This window comes from Enterococcus mundtii (genome assembly GCF_013394305.1).
GTDB lineage: Bacteria > Bacillota > Bacilli > Lactobacillales > Enterococcaceae > Enterococcus_B > Enterococcus_B pernyi.
This window is the reverse complement of the sequence record NZ_AP019810.1, coordinates 2,961,348-2,977,238: the sequence shown is the minus strand read 5'-3', so window position 1 is coordinate 2,977,238 and position 15,891 is coordinate 2,961,348. Positions and strand designations below refer to the sequence as shown.

10 protein-coding genes are annotated in these 15,891 nt (G+C 41.1%); 1 reads left to right on the top strand and 9 read right to left on the bottom strand.

Going from position 1 to position 15,891, the window contains the following annotated elements; genetic code table 11:
- Positions 1 to 147 precede the first annotated feature (147 nt).
- From HZ311_RS14280 to HZ311_RS14265, 4 genes are read right to left on the bottom strand one after another with little or no spacing between them, the layout of a single operon-like run.
- Positions 148 to 804, bottom strand: a complete 657-nt coding sequence (locus HZ311_RS14280; protein ID WP_023519565.1) for an amino acid ABC transporter permease — start codon at positions 802 to 804, stop codon at positions 148 to 150.
- Between the two features lie 14 nt (positions 805 to 818).
- Positions 819 to 1,466, bottom strand: coding sequence for an amino acid ABC transporter permease (locus HZ311_RS14275; RefSeq protein WP_137072355.1), 648 nt, complete (start codon positions 1,464 to 1,466; stop codon positions 819 to 821).
- Between the two features lie 12 nt (positions 1,467 to 1,478).
- A complete protein-coding gene (locus HZ311_RS14270) occupies positions 1,479 to 2,294 on the bottom strand; it encodes a transporter substrate-binding domain-containing protein (RefSeq protein WP_010735593.1) in 816 nt (271 codons plus the stop codon).
- Positions 2,295 to 2,307: 13 nt separating this feature from the next.
- A complete protein-coding gene (locus HZ311_RS14265) occupies positions 2,308 to 3,045 on the bottom strand; it encodes an amino acid ABC transporter ATP-binding protein (RefSeq protein WP_010735594.1) in 738 nt (245 codons plus the stop codon).
- Positions 3,046 to 3,298: 253 nt separating this feature from the next.
- Here HZ311_RS14265 and trpS point away from each other — a divergent pair, with 253 nt between their 5' ends.
- Positions 3,299 to 4,312 carry a tryptophan--tRNA ligase gene (gene trpS / locus HZ311_RS14260; RefSeq protein WP_178946780.1) on the top strand — a complete coding sequence of 338 codons (1,014 nt, stop codon included), beginning with the start codon at positions 3,299 to 3,301 and terminating at the stop codon, positions 4,310 to 4,312.
- Between the two features lie 70 nt (positions 4,313 to 4,382).
- Here the strand turns inward: trpS and pheT are convergent, their stop codons facing one another.
- From pheT to HZ311_RS14235, 5 genes are all read right to left on the bottom strand, one after another.
- Positions 4,383 to 6,803, bottom strand: coding sequence for a phenylalanine--tRNA ligase subunit beta (gene pheT / locus HZ311_RS14255; RefSeq protein WP_178946779.1), 2,421 nt, complete (start codon positions 6,801 to 6,803; stop codon positions 4,383 to 4,385).
- A 4-nt stretch (positions 6,804 to 6,807) separates the two neighbouring features.
- Complete coding sequence (gene pheS / locus HZ311_RS14250) at positions 6,808 to 7,851, bottom strand: phenylalanine--tRNA ligase subunit alpha (protein ID WP_010735597.1); 1,044 nt, start codon at positions 7,849 to 7,851, stop codon at positions 6,808 to 6,810.
- 308 nt (positions 7,852 to 8,159) lie between these two features.
- Positions 8,160 to 8,501 carry a winged helix-turn-helix transcriptional regulator gene (locus tag HZ311_RS14245; protein WP_019724054.1) on the bottom strand — a complete coding sequence of 114 codons (342 nt, stop codon included), beginning with the start codon at positions 8,499 to 8,501 and terminating at the stop codon, positions 8,160 to 8,162.
- A gap of 66 nt (positions 8,502 to 8,567) precedes the next feature.
- Positions 8,568 to 12,287 carry a helicase-exonuclease AddAB subunit AddA gene (gene addA / locus HZ311_RS14240; protein WP_023519560.1) on the bottom strand — a complete coding sequence of 1,240 codons (3,720 nt, stop codon included), beginning with the start codon at positions 12,285 to 12,287 and terminating at the stop codon, positions 8,568 to 8,570.
- On the bottom strand, positions 12,284 to 15,814 hold the full coding sequence (locus HZ311_RS14235) for a PD-(D/E)XK nuclease family protein (RefSeq protein ID WP_023519559.1): 3,531 nt from the start codon (positions 15,812 to 15,814) through the stop codon (positions 12,284 to 12,286). Before HZ311_RS14235 ends, addA begins: the two co-directional genes overlap by 4 nt.
- Between the last annotated feature and the right edge of the window lie 77 nt (positions 15,815 to 15,891).

Sequence of the window (15,891 nt, the reverse complement as noted above, 5' to 3'; positions counted from 1 at the left end):
ATCTGCTTTCCTGCTCTTTTTCCACATGACGACTCAACACGTGTCCCGATGGATTTTTTGGATAACGTAAGAAGGAATCCACAAAAAATTTTTAAAAAAATTTCGTGGATTCCTTCTTAATTCCCATTTAAAATACGATTTTTTCTACTAATAACTATACTTTCTTTTTTCTAGGTAAGAAGAAAGTAAAGAAAGTGCGTAACATACGACAAAATACATGAAAGTCATCATAACGAACATTGGTAAGACATAATTGGTATTTTGACCGTAGACGATCCGCGCTTGGTGTGTCAATTCTGGCAACGAGATGATCACCGCTAAAGAAGTATCTTTGATCAACGAGATCAACTGACTGACGATAGCAGGGATCATTGACTTAAATGCTTGCGGCATGATGATCGTACGCATCGTTTCCACATAGCTTAATCCCGTGGAAAGCCCTGCTTCCATCTGACCTTTCGGCACAGCATTCAAACCTGCACGGAAAATCTCTGATAACATGGCAGATTCAAAAATCGTCAATGCTGCAACTGCTGACCAAAAGATGTTCATTTGGATACCGATTTGCGGTAAAGCAAAATAAGTGAAAAAGATGATCAGCAATAATGGCAGATTACGAATGATGTCGATAATCAAACCTACTATTTTTGATAAATAAGGAATACTCGCAAAACGAAGAACACCTGTCAGCCCACCGATCAGAAAACTAAAAATGATGGAGAAGAGCGAAACTTCGATCGTTACTTTTAGTCCTTCCAGTAAAAAGCGAATATTCATCCATGAAAATGCACCACTAAAATCCATTGAGATTCTCCTTTCTATGAACGAACTGCCCATTTTTTCTCAAGATAAACCATCAAATAAGACAATGGTAAGGTAATGATCAAGTAAAATAAACCGACGATGATATAGGTATCAAACGTGTTGAAAGTTTCACTAGCGATCAAATCCCCTTGATACATGATATCCAAACCAGCAACAATTGCTAAAATCGATGAATTTTTGACCAAATTGATAAATTGATTGCCTAATGGTGGGATAACGATTTTAAATGCCTGTGGCAATACGATGTAACGCATCGTCTCTGAGTAAGTAAATCCTGATGAAAGACCAGCCTCCATTTGACCTTTTGGCACAGTTTGGATGCCCGAACGAACGGTTTCTGCAATAAATGCGGAAGTATAGATCGTCAGCCCGATCGTTCCTGCTTGAAAACCATCAAAGCTGATCCAATAAAGTGGTAATACGACATAGAAGAACATCACGATGATCAATAACGGGATATTCCTAAAAAATTCAACATAGGCTTTCGCTAAACCACGAATCCATTTATTGTGTGACAATTGAAAAATCGCCATCAACGTTCCGATGATCAAACTGAATAAAAGTGCCAAGACACTTGATAGGATCGTTACTTTAAATCCATCAAGGAAGGCTGGCCCATAAGTTTGTATCAATTCAGTCATTGTATTCCCTCCTTAATCAATTTTTCCCTGAGTCGTATCTGGGAACCATTTTTCATAAATCTTATCGTAGGTGCCGTCTTCAACCATTTCCGCTAATGCTTGGTTGACTGCATCTAAGAAATTTTCTTGTCCTTTGTTGATTGCAATACCATAAGGCTCTTTGGTAAATGTTCCACCTGCTAATTCATAGCTAGGGTTCTCCGCTGCCATTCCGAGTAAGATCGCATTGTCTGTCGTCATGGCATCACCTTGCCCCGATTGTAAGGCAGTAAATGCTTCTGCATAGTTCTCTAACTCCAAGATCCGCGCATCAGGTGCATGTTCTCTGATGTTGGCAGCTGAAGTCGAGCCTTTTACCGCTAGAACAGTCGTTTCAGCGTTTAAATCCTCCACACTTTTGATGGGACTACCCTTTTCAACGAGCAATGATTGTCCGGCGTCAAAATAAACTGAAGAGAAATCGACTTGCTTTTTACGTTCTTCGGTAATCGTCATCGTCGCAATGATGGCATCGATATTCCCATTTTTTAATAATGGGATTCTTGTTTTAGAAGTGACTTCGACAAACTCTGCTTTTCCGTCCTCTCCTAAAATCTTCTTCGTGATTGCTTTGGCGATATCGATATCAAACCCTTGAACAGTGCGGCTTTCGATATCCATCATCCCAAACAATCGTGTATCGTATTTGACACCCCAAATGATCTCGTTCGTTTCTTTACTACGAGTCAAAATATCTTTTTCTGCCAAACTGCTACCTTTACAGCCGCTCAATACTAGAAATACTAGCCCAAAAAGAAATAATAAACGAGTGAATGTTGTCTTACGCATATCGTTCCTCCTATCAATGATTGATTACTTTACTGATAAATTGTTTTGCACGTTCCTCTTTTGGATCATCGAAGAAATTGCGTACATCGCGACTATCTTCTAATACTTGTCCGTCCGCCATAAAAATGACACGGTCTGCCACTTCTTTCGCAAAGCCCATTTCGTGTGTGACCACGATCATTGACATGCCATCTCTTGCCAATTTTTTCATTACGTCCAATACATCACCGATCATCTCTGGGTCCAAGGCAGATGTTGGCTCGTCAAATAACAGCATTTCGGGATTCATCGCTAAGCCGCGAGCAATCGCTACACGCTGTTGTTGTCCACCAGATAACATGGAAGGATAGGAATCTTTTTTATCTAGCATATTGACTGTCTTTAAAAACTTTTCCGCATTTTTTACAGCAGTTGCCTCATCTTGTTTTAATACTTTGATTGGTGCCAATGTGATGTTTTCTAAAACTGTTTTATTGGGGTAAAGATTAAAATGTTGAAAGACCATTCCGACATTTTTTCTAATCTCCGTCAATTTTGTGTTTTTATCGCGAATATCGACATCATTGATCAAAAGCTTTCCTGAAGTGATTGTTTCTAAGCCGTTGATACAGCGAAGCATCGTACTTTTTCCTGATCCTGATGGACCAATGACAACGACAACTTCCCCTTTTTCAAACTCAAGATTGATGTTTTTCAACGCATGGAATTTGCCGTAATACTTTTCCACGCTATCAAATTTAATCATTGTCATAACATTACACTCCCATTATTATTTAGTAAGATTTCATTTAAAGATATATAATAGAACACATTATATCCGAAAGCGAAGCAACTTGTAAAGTTTCCAAGAAAATTCCTTTGTCCGTTTTCTTTTACCATTTGTATAAATAACGATTTCCTGACTGATTTTTTCAATGATTTTCGGTTTATCCTGTTGTTAATTCTGCAAAAAAACGGTAAGATATTAAGTATTAGTCTTAGAAATTACAAAGAGGTGTTCTTTTTTGAAAAATATTATTTTAACAGGAGACCGTCCTACTGGCAAACTACACTTAGGCCATTATGTCGGGTCTTTGAAAAAACGTGTAGAAATGCAAGCGGATGAGAACAATCAGTTGTTCGTAATGATCGCAGATATGCAAGCCTTGACTGACAATGCGAAAGACCCTGAAAAAGTGTCTTCCAATGTATTAGAAGTTGCTTTAGATTACTTATCGGTTGGTTTAGATCCTGCCAAATCAACATTGTTTATCCAGTCGCAAATCCCTGAATTAGCTGAGTTGACAATGTATTACTTAAACTTAGTAAGTATTGGTCGTGTGCGTCGTAACCCGACTGTTAAAACGGAGATCGAGCAAAAGAAATTTGGTGAAAGTGTCCCAACAGGCTTCTTTATCTACCCTGTCTCACAAGCTGCTGACATCACTGCGTTCAAAGCGAATCTAGTGCCAGTTGGTGAAGACCAAAAACCAATGTTGGAACAAACGCAAGAGATCGTCCAAAGTTTCAATCACACTTATGGAGAAGTACTAGTTGAACCGAAAGCCGTCTTCCCTCCTAAAGGAATGGGTCGTTTACCTGGGATCGATGGTAACGGAAAAATGAGTAAATCATTAGGAAATGGCATCTACATTTCTGACCATGCGGATGTTTTACAGAAAAAAGTGATGAGTATGTATACTGATCCAAATCACATCCATGTCCAAGATCCAGGACAAGTCGAAGGCAATATGGTCTTTACGTACTTAGATGTTTTTGGTACAGACAAAGAAGCAATCGAAGAGATGAAAGCCCACTATCGTCGTGGTGGACTCGGTGACGTGAAAATCAAGCGTTACTTGATCGACGTATTAGAAGCAGAGTTCGCACCGATCCGCGCACGTCGTGAAGAATTGGCGAAGGACCCACAAGCCGTGATGGATATCTTACGTCATGGTAGTGAAGAAGCGGCTAAAGTTGCGGCAGCCACACTTTCTGAAGTGAAAGCGGCAATGGGCATCAATTATTTCAATCAGTAATCACACAAAAAAGCTGGAACAAAAATCATTGAATGATTTTTGTCCCAGTTTTTTCTTCTATTATTAAGGTTTAACGAATACTTGCATCAACTGTTTCTGTCAACGCCTTTTCAACCTTGCTCATTGCTTGGTTGATTTCTTCATCTGTCAACGTTGCTTCGGGATTTTCAAAGCTTAACGTATAGGCGACTGATTTATGCCCTGCTTCAATATTTGCTCCTTGGTAGACATCGAATAGTTCGACATTTGTCAAGAATCGGCCAGCAGCTGCTTGGATTGTGCGAACGATTTCTTGATTCGTCACTTGTTCAGCTACTAACATCGCAATGTCACGCGTCACACTTGGGAATTTTGTGACTGGTCGGAAAGTGATGCCTTTTTGTGATGCTTCCACAACTGTGGCTAAATCAAACTCTGCCACATAAGTTTCTGGAATATCGTAAGCTTTAGCAGTCATAGGATGCACTTGGCCAACAAACCCGATCATTGTTTCACCTAAATAAATGGCCGCCGTCCGACCTGGGTGAAGTTCATCGATCGTTGTCAACGCTTGATAAGTGATTTCCTCATTGATGGAAAGTTGTTCGAATACATTTTCTAATATTCCTTTTACTGTAAAGAAATCAACCGCTTGTGGCTTACTTTGCCAACTCTTCTCTTCCCATGTGCCAGACACCGCAAGAGCTACGTGAGTGACTTCTTGTGGTAGATGAGTCAATGGATCGTTTTCTTGATAGAAGACGCGACCTACTTCATAAAATGCGACATCTGAATTTTTACGTGCCGTGTTATATTGGACGTTATCCAAAAGACCACTGATCAAGTTCATACGTAAGACAGAACGGTCTTCACTCATCGGCCAATCCAAGCGAGTGATGGCTGTTTCTTTCAAAGCGAATTGACGTGATTTATCTTCCGTTGTCAGTGCATAACTAATGGCTTCAGTTAGACCACTGCCTTCAAGTAATGTACGGATCTTTCGTGTTGTCGCTTGTTCTTGTGTCAAACTACCTGCAACTGTTTCGCCGCTTGGTAACGTTGAAGGTAAACGATCATACCCATAAATACGTGCCACTTCTTCGATGATGTCTGCTTCGATCTGGATATCCCAACGTCTTGGAGGTACAACAACAGTATAAGTTTCTCCATCGAGGTGATAGCCGAATCCTAATGCTTCAAAGATCTCACTTACTTCAGCGACATTTAAGATTGTGCCAAGGTACTGGTTGATGCGCTTCAATGTGATCTGTACTTCGACTTCTTTTGCTTGATACTCAGAACCTTTGACCGCTCCTTGTAACACTTCTCCTCCTGCTAAAGCAACGATCATCGCTGCTGCAACATCGCTTGCTTCGCCGACGGTTCCTTTATTGATGCCTTTTTCAAAGCGCGCAGATGATTCACTACGTAAATTGAAACGTTTGGCTGTGCGGCGAATCAAGATGGGATCGAATAAAGCGGATTCTAACGCAACGGTTGTCGTTGTTTCCGTAATCTCTGAGTCTTGTCCACCCATTACTCCAGCTAAAGCCACTGGCACTTGTCCATTTGTGATGACCAAGTCTTCTGAAGTCAATGAACGCGTTTCGCCATCTAACGTCACGATGTTCTCTTCTTCTGCTGCATGACGCACCACGATTTCTTCTGAACCTAACTTATCATAGTCGAATGCATGTAACGGTTGACCGAACAATAATAAGATATAGTTTGTGATATCAACGACGTTATTGATTGGTCGGATTCCTTCATTCATCAAGATATTTTGTAACCATTGTGGACTCGGTTGGATCTTGACGTTTTCAATGATGCGGATTTGGTATGCTGTTACCAATTCTTCGTCTTCTACTTTTACCGCAATTTTCTCTGAAGCTTTACGTTCAACTTCTACTAACTTTTCATCATTGAATGTTGGTTTTTGGCGGTAGATCGCGCCAACTTCATATGCCACACCTCTCATTGATAATGCGTCGGCACGGTTAGGTGTGATCGATAGTTCGATGATAGCATCGTCCATATCTAGATAAGAAAAGACTGGTTCTCCATTGACCGCTTCTTGTGGCAAATAGTAGATGCCTTCTGAATATTCTTTCGGTACGACACTGTCAGAATAACCGATTTCTTGTAAGGCACAGATCATCCCATTCGAGACTTGTCCACGCATCTTGCCTTTTTTGATTTTGACATTGCCCGCAATCCGTGAATTTGGTAAAGCCACGATGACTTTGATTCCTGCTTTGACATTTGGTGCGCCACAAACGATTTGTGATAATTCTTCTTCGCCAATGTCGACTTGACAGATCGATAGATGATCCGAATCAGGATGTGGAATACATTCCTTCACTTCTCCGACAACGATTTTCTTCAAGCCTTCTTCAGGTACAGTTACACCTTCGACTTCGATTCCTGTGACTGACATTTTGTCTGCAAGTTCTTGCGGTGTCACATTTGATAAATCAACGTATTGATTCAGCCATTTATATGATACTAACATTCTTTTACTCCCCCTTGAACTGACTTAAGAAGCGCAAGTCATTTTGATAGAAATTACGAATATCGTTGACCCCATAACGTAACATTGCGACACGATCTGGGCCAAGTCCAAAAGCAAATCCGGAGTATTCTTCAGGATCGATCCCTGACATTTCCAAGACATTTGGATGAACCATACCAGCACCTAAGATCTCGATCCAACCTGTGTGTTTGCAGACGTTACAGCCTGAACCACCGCATTTGAAACAGCTGACATCGACTTCAACAGATGGTTCTGTAAATGGGAAGTAGCTTGGGCGTAAACGGATCTGGCGATCTTCACCAAACATTTTCTTCATCACGACTTCAAGTGTTCCTTTTAGATCACCCATCGTCACGTTCTTGTCGATCACCAATCCTTCGATTTGATGGAATTGATGGCTGTGTGTTGCATCATCAGTATCACGTCGGAAAACTTTTCCTGGTGAGATCATGCGTAGCGCACCTTTTGAAAAATCATGTTTTTCCATGGTACGTGCTTGCACAGGCGACGTATGCGTACGGATCAAGATTTCTTCTGAGATATAAAAAGTATCTTGCATATCACGTGCCGGATGGTCTTTTGGTAAATTCATTCGTTCAAAGTTATAGTGGTCTGACTCGACTTCATATCCTTCAACGATTTGATACCCCATACCGATAAAAATATCTTCGATTTCTTCCATGATCTGCGTCAAGATATGGCGTGTACCTTGTTTGACTGAGCTACCTGGAAGCGTTACATCGATGGTTTCTTTTTCTAATGCTTCATTCATTGCGGCGGTTTCCAAGACTGCTTTTCTTTCTTCGATTTCTTGTGTCAATAGATCACGGATCTCATTGGCAAAGCTTCCCACTTTCGGACGCTCTTCGGCACTTAGATCTTTCATTCCACGTAAGACCTCAGTAATCGGTCCTTTTTTCCCTAATGTTTCGACACGGATTTGATTTAGTTCTTTCAAATCCTGCGCCTGCTTGATCTTGACGATCGTTGCTTCTTTCAAGCTTTCGAGTTGTGCTTGTAAAGACATGCGATTTCCTCCTTTAAATTCAACTACAAAAAAGACCTCATTCCTATCAAGGAACGAGGTCTTCGCGTTACCATCCTAATTTACGATCCCAACGAGATCGTACACTCATTTTAATAACGACAGACATACTGCCGGTCTGAAAAATCTCTCAGACGAACTCGGAAAGTGAACTTCATTTTTCAAACACAGAATCTGCTTTCAGTCCATGACAGATCTCCCTATACTGGTTTAGCCAAACTACTCTTTTTCGTCAACATTCTTTTTGTCTATTCAACTAAAAACTAGTGTACAAGATTTTTGATGCAAAATCAACTGCATTCTTCGGGTGTGACCCATTTCTCACTCCAAAGCTGCAACTGGACCATCGCTTTTTGTAGATCTGCCCCTTTTTCTGTCAGCATATATTCTGAACGACTGGATTCATTACACGAAAAATTACGGGTAACGATCTTTTCTTTTTCAAGCTCTTTTAATCGTTCGACCAAGACACGGTCACTGACCATCGGGATTTTTGCAGAGAGATCAACAAAGCGCTGCGGACCATTTTCGAGTAATACATCGATAATCAATCCATTCCATTTTTTCCCTAAAATCGAGAATGTTTTTTCAAATTTGGGACACAGAATGAATTCTGTCTGTGTTAGCTCCATCTTACTCACCTCTTTTCATGAGTATAGCATATTACTTACAAAGTGTAAGTCCAGTTTGCTCACTTCTTATTCTTTATTAAGATTTATTATTTTCTTCGCCTGTAACAAAACCAAAAAGACATCTTGAACGGGTTTATTCAACGCTTCACTCAATGCCCGTTGGTATAAGTTCAATTGCCCGCGGTATTTGCTGATGACCTTAGTGATTTCCTCTGGGTTTTCAGGATGTAAAATAAAATCAGTCTTGAAATCATAAAGCTGCACATACTCCCCCAAATCAAGATATCCATCGACGATCCCATGGATCAATAATTCATCGTCTTCATTCGGGTAGTGATCGAATACCTTTTCTGCTTGTAGAAGCATTGAAAATGGTTGTTCGCGTTTCACTTTTTCTGGATGTTCGATCAGTGATCGGCCAAGGGTAGATTCATAAAACCATAAGATGGAATCAATTGGCACACGTTTCGCTACTTGTTCATCGACTAAACGTTTTTTGACGAGGGTCGTCAGTTCTTTTTCGATGCTTTCTTTCGTCAACTGTTCCAATGGTAGGACTTGTAACAGAAAATGTGTTGCTGTCCCAACAGCTGTGGCAGAAACTTTGCGCTCTTTTTGTACAAAGCGTGGTTCAGCTAATTGGTCTTGCGTATACCTGAAAGGCTGAGCAAAGGCTTTTTTATCACTGCTTTCCCAAGTCAAACGTGCCTCTGGAGAGTCGTCTGGATCTTCAAACAACCGTTTGATCTCAGAAACTGATTGATAACTCGTTGTTTGTGCAGAAGCCTCATAAGGATAACTGAAGGCTAAACGTGCTTGTAGTTCAGTCGTTAATGGGGTTAGATCTCCTTTTTGCTCTTCTGCTTGCTCTCCTTTGACTGTCAATGCTTGGCGTTGGGTTAAAATCTCTTGTTGATCCATCCAGGTGATCGTAAAATCTCCCGGTGAATTTTTCAGTTGTGGTAAAGGCGTGACTTCTGGAAAATATTCGGTCATTTTAGGATGACGGATCAAGCTGTAACCGATCCAATTCATCAAGCTACTCGAACTTTTCAGGCGAATCACAGGATCTAACACTACATCCGTTTGCTCACTTGCTTCTGACCAGGCTTTGAACGTGTCTTCTTTGCTTTTGTACGAACCAACAATAAACAATTTTTGCTCTGCTCTAGTCAGTCCTACGTATAATTTACGCATTTCTTCGGAAAGCAATTTCTTCTGTTTGGCTAATTTGATGGCTTGATAAGGCAATGTATCAAACAAGACCCGCGTGTCTGGCTCCATGTAGCGCACGCCCGCACCTAGTTTTTCTTCGAAGGCATAACGGTTTTTCAAGTCTTGCAGATTGAATTGCTTCGTCATATCTAATAAGAAAACGATGGGGAACTCTAATCCTTTACTTGCATGGATAGTCATGACACGAACGGCATTGTCACTAGAAGCAATCACTGGTTCCGCCAAGTCTTTGTCTTTCTCCTGCATTTTCTCAATAAATCGTACAAACTGATAGAGACCACGAAACGAGCTTTGTTCATAAGCTTTGGCACGATCCACTAACGCATACAGATTCGCTTGACGTTGTGCACCAGCTGGCAACCCAACGACATATTCTAAATACCCTGTTTGGTAATAGATTTCCCATAATAAGTCCGTGATCGAAGAACGCCGCGCTAACTCTCGCCATTGTTCCAGTTGCTCATTGAAATGAAGCAATTTAGCCGCTAATTCATCTTGGTTATTATTTTGATAAGCTAAGACTGCATCATAGTAAGTATGCGCCTTACCGGCTAATCGGATACGTGCTAACTCTGGTTCGATCAAGCCCACGACTGGTGAACGTAACACTGAAGCTAATGGGATATCCTGATAAGGGTTGTCAATCAATTGGAGCAATGAAATCATGATCCTGATTTCTGTCGCTTGGAAATAATTTTGGGCATCATTGAGTTCCAACGGAATATCAAACGTTTTGAATACTTCTAAAATCGTCAAATTATTTTTCTTCGTTGGTGTCAATAACACGATATCTTTGAATTCGATCGGGCGCTCTTCTTGACTTTTTTTGTCGTAGATCATGAATTTTGAATCGATCAATTCACGGATTTTCAAACCAGTCATCAAGAGTTCCCCTTCTGTTTTGTCTTCCAACATATCGTCCATCGGCAACTCGCTTTCTGTCGTTTCTTGTTCCTTTTCATAGATCAAGACTTCTGGTGCAAATCGTTCATTTTCTGGAAACCCAGAAAAACCTAGAACCAGCCGAGCCGCTTCATCATAAGCGATTTGTCCAACTGTTGGGTCCATCAACTGCTCAAAAATCAAGTTGGTAAACGCTAAGACTTCCTGCCTTGAACGGAAATTCTCAGCTAAGACGATTCGTCGTCCCCCTTTTTCTTCCGAGAATTTCTCATATTTATTGATAAATAGAGTTGGATCTGCTAAACGAAAGGAGTAAATCGACTGTTTGACATCTCCCACCATAAAGAGATTGCCTCTCTCTTCATCTGGCTCTCTGACCCAATAGAGCAATTCTTCTTGCAATTGATTGACATCTTGGTACTCGTCGACCATGACTTCTTTAAACTTTCTGCGATAATAAACCGATGCTTCGCTTGGTAGCCACTCTTCCTCTGTTTGTTTCGTCAATATTTGTAACGCCAAGTGTTCCAGATCATTGAAATCTAGTACGCCTTTTTCACGTTTGCGCGCACTGAAGCCTTCCATGAAAAGCTTAGTGACTTCGGTCATTTGTTCCACGAGGGGGAACGCTTTTTGACTCAACTCTTCAATTTGTGCAGGTGAAACCGGGAAGTAGTTTTTGCCAATTTGTTGTAAGATTTTTTTGGCACGGTCTCTCAAGGTTTTTACTTCAGCAGAACGCTCTTTCAACTCTGCTTTCCGACTACTTTTGAAGGTCGAAAACGTCAGGTTTTCTAAAGCTTGGTAAGCTTCGTCCAACTCATCACTCAGGAAACGTTCATAGATTTGTTGGATACTCGCTTGTTCTTGTGAGACTTGATCAAACATTTTTTCAAGTCCTTCTTCTTGTGCCAAAACGACCATTTCTTCGTATAGCTGCGTACAATGAAGTAAATCAGCCAAGACGAGCGGTCGGATCTGTTCTTGGTACAATGCAGAAGCTGCTAATCCCTCTTCTAGCCGATATGCTTCTGGTAAACGATTCAACCAAGCCAACGGATCAGGGTTCGCTCTGGCAAAATCATAGAGAGAAAACACGAGGTTAGTCAAACCATCGTCTGAGCGATCATTTGAAAAGTTCATCGTCAGCTGAAAAAAAGCTTCGCGATTTTCTGCATAAAGTTGTTCTCTGATCTCATCCCAGACATCTTCTTTCATCAAGATCGTTTCCGTTTCATCCGTCAACATCCGAAAGACTGGATCGATATCGATCAAATAGTAATATTTACGGATCACCGTTAAACAAAACGCATGGAGTGTCGAGATATTGGCGGTGGGTAGTAAAACGAGCTGTTTCGTAAAATGTTTTTGCCAGACCGGATCACTTTCACTATTCACTGCTTCTTGCAAGGCTACTTGGATCCGTTCCTTCATTTCTCTTGCTGCCGCTTCTGTAAACGTCACGATCAGCAACTCGTCGATATTGACACCCATTTTTAACTTTTCGATCACTCGGCGGACTAACACAGTCGTCTTACCTGAGCCAGCGGAAGCCGAAACAAGTAGGTTGTCGCCTTGGTCAAAAATCGCTTGCCATTGTTCATCGGTAAAACGTTCATTTTCCGGTTTTAAAGGAATTGATGTCACTCGTCTTCACTCCTTTTTAGTATTCTGCGCAATGCTTCATCTTTATCCAGTTTTTCTAAACGATGATAATTATTTTCTTTGAGCATGACATCAAACGTACAAATACTTCTGAACGGACAATGCTCACAAGCAATCCGTTGTTTGTCTTTGTAAGCGGGATTCAGTTTGATCTCCCCTGAGGTGATCGCTTCCCCAGCTAAACGCATATTCTCACGATTATGGTTCATGAATAATTGAAGTTCTTCTTCTGTATAGAAATTCTCTTTACTATAACTGCCCTTTTGCAACTCGTCTTTGGCGTTTTTCTTCACCGGATAGATCAACGAACTTTCTTTTGCTTCCAATGAATGATCGAGCACTTCTAACAGACCAGGATCATCGACAAAAACACCGTCATAGCTGAATTTCTTCAAGGTATTCTTCTCGACGTCTGTCGTATCCGTCAAGACTGGATTATGCACATGCAAGTAATAAGAGCCTGCTGGTTTGACTGCAGCTTTCCCAGTCAATCGTACAGCATCCATCAATGCCACATCAAGATATGTCAATAGTTGCATCGCCATGCCGTAGTAAGCTTCAGTCACATCAAACGAACGACCACTTGATTTATAATCGACTACACTTAACCATGTATCACTTTGTTCAGTTGCCACATCGATGCGATCGATTTTTCCGCGAACGTGGAGTTTTCCGCCTTTGTCTAAAGGTATTTCCAAACCTGGTATCCCTCGTGCACCAGCGATCTGACCAAATAAAATCTCGGTCTGTAATGGCTTCATGCCCGTATTCTTGCTTTGTTTTTGTAACGCCCAAGCCACTTTTTGGATCGTTTGCCCTAATTGGTAACGAATATAGTTCATGCGGGCAGAGCTATCTAAAATCTCAAAGCGTAATTCACCAAATACTTCCTGTAAGACTTTTTCAGTAAATTTTTGTCGTTCCTTCTCCGACATCGCCACAAGTGACAGTTGATTCGAGAACAGCAATTTGAAGAAGCGATCCAATGATTCATGATAAAAGTCTCCAGTGGCAGCTGGTGTCAGTCCATAGATATTACGTTCTTTCAGCTTCAAACCAAACTGGACAAAGTATTTATATTCACAGTTATAAAAGTTTTCCATGCGTGAGATCGACGTATAGATTTCTTTGCCATAAAGAGCTTCTGCCATTTCTTCTGATAAGGAAACTGGTACATTTAGATGATCTTGACTTTCAAAAATCGTCAATGCAAAATTTCGTTGATCCGAACGCAGAACTAACTCTTTTAGTTGTTGCCAATAAAGTGGTACTGCTTGTTTGGCTTCTTTCGCTAAACGATAGACCCGATTGATCGTATTGATCCCACTACGGTAAGTGCCAACGTAACAATCTGGCTTACTCGTCAATTGCAACTGGCATTTTGGCTCGACTGGAACACCTAGATAGTCAACGACTCGTTTCAAATACGGAGACATTTTTAACCGATTGGTATCATAGCTCTGCGCGTAGCTCAAGTACAAACGTTCCGTTCCCGAAACAAACACTAAATACGCTTGGAAAGGTTCGAAAGACATACTTTCTTTTGCTGGATCGAATAAAAACTGATCCTCGCCTAACCCTTGATTCAACGCTTCACGTTCTTCACTCGATAATAAACCTTTAGTTTCATGGCGATCTGGAAACACTTGGTCATTCAAGCCGACCGCAAATGTTACTTTTGCTTGATTGGCACGTACAAGTTCCAACCGGTTGATCCTCACCTGATCGATTGCTGTAGGGATCTTCCCATAGCTGAGATTTTCTAGACCACTCGTGATGATCTCTTGAAATAATGACCAATCGAATGCTGTTTCTCCGTAGATCAATGAATACTCGTCCAGAAGATCCATCAAAGCACCCCAAGTTTGTTCATGGTTTCTAGCCGCAGCTAACCCGCCACGCGCCACTTCTTGGTCTCGCCAAAAAAGCAATTGTTGTTGTACGCCGCTTTCGATCAAGAAGCGATAAAACAAAGTGACTGCTTCTTGCCCTGTTTGGCATTTTTTGATGTTCTTCAAAAACACCGGCACCATGTCGCGAAAAAGTCTCCTGATCGTATTTGATTGCTCTTCTAGTTGTTTGACGTCTTCTAGCTGTTCTGCTTCAAAATCATAGGCAACAAATTGCCAATCTTTTTCGCGAAGCCAATACTTCCCTTGGTAGTTGTACGCTAGTGCTACGTTTTCCGTGATATCTAAATTCGTGCGGAATTGATTTCTAGTAGCTTCCCAAGTAGCCAGATCGAGCTCTTCATCTGTCCGACCGATCGTCAACTCCGTCTTGAAGAAACGCATGATGTCGTTTAGGCGATATTGATAACGATCCAAAGCAAACAAACTGTTGATCCATTCGATCAATGGATGGTTTTCCATCAGTTGCTCTTCATCCAGATAAAAAGGGATCGCCATCTCTTGGAAAATTGGTCGCAATAAATTGCCATACAGTGTCATATCCTTCGTCAACACTTGGATATCTCGATAGCGAAATCCTTCTTGACTGACCAAACGACGGATCTCCACCGCTAATTGGCGAACTTCTTCCGTTGGATTCTCTGCCTCCCACAGATGTAATGTCTCTTGCGCGCCAAGTTTCACAGGTTGGCTTTTCTGCTGGCTAGATGTTTCTTCCCACATTTGTTGTAATGTTTGAAGTTCGTTTTGGTGTTCTCGATTCGGTGCATAATGATCGACAGCCACAGGAACATTCAATTCTCTTGCTGCGTTGAGAAGTTGGAAATAGATCTTTCCTGTATTGAAGAACAAGGTCAACGGATCGGGTAGATCAGATTTGTAGGGACGATCCAATAGCAAATCGACCACTAGATGTCCTTTTTCCATCATTTTTTGCAGCAACTGGTATTCTTGGGCATTGATCCGGGCAAAACCACTCACTAAGAACTTGATCTTATGATAATCCTGCGTCGCCATATAATTCGCTAACACCGTCAGCGCATCTTCAGATTGTAGGGCGCGTTGGACTAATTCTTCTTCAAATGCAGAGAAAATCAGTTGTAGATCCTTCATTTTCAATTGTCGGTCTTCTTCTTTTGGAGATTCTCCTGTCACAGAAGTTAACAGATCAACAGGGGAAATTTTTCCGACTTGTAGTTCGCTATATAGCTCTTGTAACTGACGGATAAACCCTTTTTTGCGGATTTCTCCTCGAAATATCGTCAGTTCTTCTTGTTTTTTTTCTAAAATTTGGCGGAGGATCATCGCTGAACCAGATTCGGTCAATTCACTACCTGTCAGCAACGTAGTTTGTTGCAATAAGTACCAAGCCAAACGATAGAAACTGAATACTTGCATGTTGGTTGTGCTAAATGAGCTTTTTCCGCTTTTTTTACGCATCTCAGCGAGTAATTCTTGCTCTTGTTCAAATTTATTATAGTTAGGTACAAGGAAAAATACTTGATTTTCTTCATCTTTGTCAAGCCAAGCGGCGGCTTCATCGATCAGTGCTTTGCGGTGGTCTTTTTGACCATTCCCTAAGATAAATTGTAACGACACCTTATTGCCTCCTTTTCCTGGTTGATATACCTCTTCATTATAACAAAGATAGCTGAACATTTGTTCTATTATCGTTT

Excerpts from the sequence above, each read along its gene's own strand:
- HZ311_RS14280 (WP_023519565.1), bottom strand. The coding sequence starts at position 804 with ATGGATTTTAGTGGTGCATTTTCATGGATGAATATTCGCTTTTTACTG.
- HZ311_RS14275 (WP_137072355.1), bottom strand. The coding sequence starts at position 1,466 with ATGACTGAATTGATACAAACTTATGGGCCAGCCTTCCTTGATGGATTT.
- HZ311_RS14270 (WP_010735593.1), bottom strand. The coding sequence starts at position 2,294 with ATGCGTAAGACAACATTCACTCGTTTATTATTTCTTTTTGGGCTAGTA.
- HZ311_RS14265 (WP_010735594.1), bottom strand. The coding sequence starts at position 3,045 with ATGACAATGATTAAATTTGATAGCGTGGAAAAGTATTACGGCAAATTC.
- pheT (WP_178946779.1), bottom strand. The coding sequence starts at position 6,803 with ATGTTAGTATCATATAAATGGCTGAATCAATACGTTGATTTATCAAAT.
- pheS (WP_010735597.1), bottom strand. The coding sequence starts at position 7,851 with ATGTCTTTACAAGCACAACTCGAAAGCTTGAAAGAAGCAACGATCGTC.
- HZ311_RS14245 (WP_019724054.1), bottom strand. The coding sequence starts at position 8,501 with ATGGAGCTAACACAGACAGAATTCATTCTGTGTCCCAAATTTGAAAAA.